The 2,907-nt window shown below is 30.8% G+C and carries 2 protein-coding genes and 2 pseudogenes; 2 read left to right on the top strand and 2 right to left on the bottom strand.

The window, feature by feature from the left end:
- A pseudogene (locus RWS90_RS07790) lies at window positions 1-998 on the bottom strand (hypothetical protein); the annotation flags it as partial.
- A gap of 298 nt (window positions 999-1,296) precedes the next feature.
- Between RWS90_RS07790 and RWS90_RS07785 the strand changes: the two are divergent.
- Together RWS90_RS07785 and RWS90_RS07780 are read left to right on the top strand one after the other, a co-directional pair.
- Window positions 1,297-1,677, top strand: a complete 381-nt coding sequence (locus RWS90_RS07785) for a hypothetical protein (RefSeq protein ID WP_314550236.1) — start codon at window positions 1,297-1,299, stop codon at window positions 1,675-1,677.
- Window positions 1,643-2,077: a transposase gene (locus tag RWS90_RS07780; RefSeq protein WP_314550233.1), complete on the top strand. Its 435-nt coding sequence runs from the start codon at window positions 1,643-1,645 to the stop codon at window positions 2,075-2,077. The genes RWS90_RS07785 and RWS90_RS07780 overlap by 35 nt, the downstream gene beginning before the upstream one ends.
- A 550-nt stretch (window positions 2,078-2,627) precedes the next feature.
- On the opposite strand, the pseudogene RWS90_RS07775 reads toward RWS90_RS07780, so the two are convergent.
- Window positions 2,628-2,907: pseudogene (locus tag RWS90_RS07775) on the bottom strand (phage antirepressor protein); the annotation flags it as partial.

Here is a 2,907-nt window from a genome sequence, read left to right as displayed (position 1 = left end):
GCTTTTGGTGTTGTTCCTGCTGCTGGTTCTTCTGCTTTCGGCGTTGTTCCTGCTGCTGGTTCTTCTGCTTTCGGTGTTGTTCCTGCTGGTTCTTCCGCTTTTGGTGTTGTTCCTGCTGCTGGTTCTTCTGCTTTCGGCGTTGTTCCTGCTGGTTCTTCTGCTTTTGGTGTTGTTCCTGCTGCTGGTTCTTCTACTTTTGGTGTTGTTCCTACTGCTGGTTCTTCCGCTTTCGGTGTTGTTCCTGCTGCTGGTTCTTCTGCTTTTGGCGTTGTTCCTGCTGCTGGTTCTTCTACTTTTGGTGTTGTTCCTGCTGCTGGTTCTTCCACTTTCGGTAACTCTGGTTGCACAGCCGGTTCAACTATTGCACCCCCTAAATTTTCTTTATATTCAGGTATCTCTAATACTTCTGGTTTTACTATAGCCCCATCTTTTACTTTATTTTCTGTAGTAGATTTTTTTTCTTCAATTGTATTTGAATTTTTTTCTACCAAGTCATATGCTTTATATACAATTTTTGCCTCTATTACATTACCGTTCAATTCCGAACTATATAAAACTGTTTTTTCAACTAACTCTCTTACCACGCTAGTATTAGGTAATGATTTTTCTGTTTTACTTTCTTTAGTAATAGTTGCATTTTTTTTATTACCACTAGCTTCATCTTCTTTAGCAATGCTTCCTGTATATTTTTTATTGACACTAACGTCAGGTTGTACAACCTTTGAAATTTGACCTTTTTTCAAGTTTCCTAAATTATATGTGAATTTTTGTCCATTAATTGTCGCATAAACAACAGTATTATACGTGTCTTTTGCCGCCGTTACCTCAAACACTATTTCTCCATTAACTTCTTTAGCTTGGATAGTAATATCTTGAGTTTCTTTATTATTACTAGTCGCTGAAATATTTTCTACATTATTTTCTGCGAACGCTCCTAATGGATTTGCTAATGCGAATAAAAGAACACCAGCAGTTGCTACTTTTGATATTTTTTTCATTTAAAATTCCTCCTAAGTTATCGGTTGTTTTTTTATAGAAATAAAAGTCATCCTTTACTTCATTATTCTACTATTTTTACTATTTGTCAAGCATATTGTTTCTAAGATAATAACTATTGTCTATACTACATACTTCCATAAATTTATTTATGTAAAAGTTGTATTTTTTACTCGAATATTGACACTTGTGAAACCAAAAATAATTTCACAAGAGTTGATATCTCGCTATTTTTTTGTCAAATTTCCACACTTTTATATTGCGTACTTTCTCTCGTACTGTGGTGCAATATAAGTAGCTATGTGTTTAGGATTAAATAAAATTTCAAAAGAAATTAAAGATAAAAATAAATTTATATTTTTACTAGATAATATTCTATCGCGATTAATTTACGGAAGAGTTTCATCACCCTCTTCAAAACGTTCTACAATAGAATCTTCTAAGAGGTTATTAGAATATGAAGACATGGAACTTCATCATTTCTACAGAGCTTTGGAAATAATTGAACCCCCTTCTAAAATAAATAAAAAAAGCACTACTGACTACAAAAGATTAGTTAAAGTTACTAATATTACAAGTGATGGGGAGATAGCTAAAAAAAAATGTATAACCTTAGATGAAGAAAAAATATTAGAGGAGAGTTTGTATGATGGTATATGGTATTTCTACGAACTTAGATGAACCAATTGAAAAGATTATAAACATTAATAAAAGACGTTGGCAAATTGAAGAATGCTTCAAAATAATGAAAAGTGAATCCAAATCTAGAACTGTATATCTTAGTAGAGAAGATAGAATTAAAGCGCATTTTGTAACTTGTTTCTTATCTTTAACACTATTTAGTTTCTTGGAACAAAAATTAGGAGCAGAGGTTTCTTATGTAGAATTAATAAAAACATTAAGAGACTATAAATTTAAAAGATTTTATGTTTTAGGATATACTCCTATATACACAAGAACTGAGATAACAGAGCTTCTACATACATCTTTCGGTTTTAATACCGATTTTGAAATAATCAGTGAAAAAATTTCAAAAAATTTTTTAAAGAAACAAAAAAATAAAAAAGTACGCATTTTATAAACAAAATTCAAAGTGTTATAAACCACTATTCCTAGGATTTATAACACTTTTATCTTTTTACAAGTGTCAAACTTGGGTTAATAATACAATCAAAAATAGAAGAAAATCAAGAAACATATTTGAATTTTATTAGATAATTTTATAAATTCTTTTTCACTATTAATAACAATAAAAATGGAAGTGACTCAAAAATCATGATTTCTCAAGAAACAAAATTTTGACGAGCCACCCCCGCACAGTTTATTAGATATCTAAAAAGATTTTAGAAAGTGAATTTAGATTTCAATAAACCACTACGTCTATGAGTTTTCATATGAAATTTGTTGAATTTTAGGACTTTTAGGTCAGCCCCATCGGTAATAATATCATTTATATTTGTATGATCCCAAGGAGTTCCTTTTCTATGAGTAATTGTGACCAATTCACTTGCTGTAAGGTGCCCATATTTTTAAAAAGTACTTTGAATAGAATCAACTACATCCTTCTCATCTAAAGATTAAAGAAATCTTGCTAATACCATCGATTTTTCATTAGCAACATTTTGTTTTAATTATTCATTGTTCTTTTCATCTTCTGCTGATTTGATTATATCTGATATTAATCTACTAAAGTCTATGGCGTTTTTTGATGTAATAACTGGTTTCCCTGTTCTCTCTTCAATCTCTCTTCTTGCGTTTCCAGCAATACTACCTCCATCTTTAGCAACTTTTTTATTTTCTTCCAAACCTTGAGGATGAGTTGCATTAGCTATATCTTTCGTTGCAGCTTCCGCTAGCATATTTAAGATAATTTCAGTTGTTGTCATATTATCTCTTAAGTTTTGTTTCTTC

The organism is uncultured Gemella sp., assembly GCF_963529685.1.
Lineage (GTDB): Bacteria > Bacillota > Bacilli > Staphylococcales > Gemellaceae > Gemella.
The sequence above is the reverse complement of the archived record's forward strand: the minus strand, read 5'-3'. Positions and strand labels throughout refer to the sequence as shown.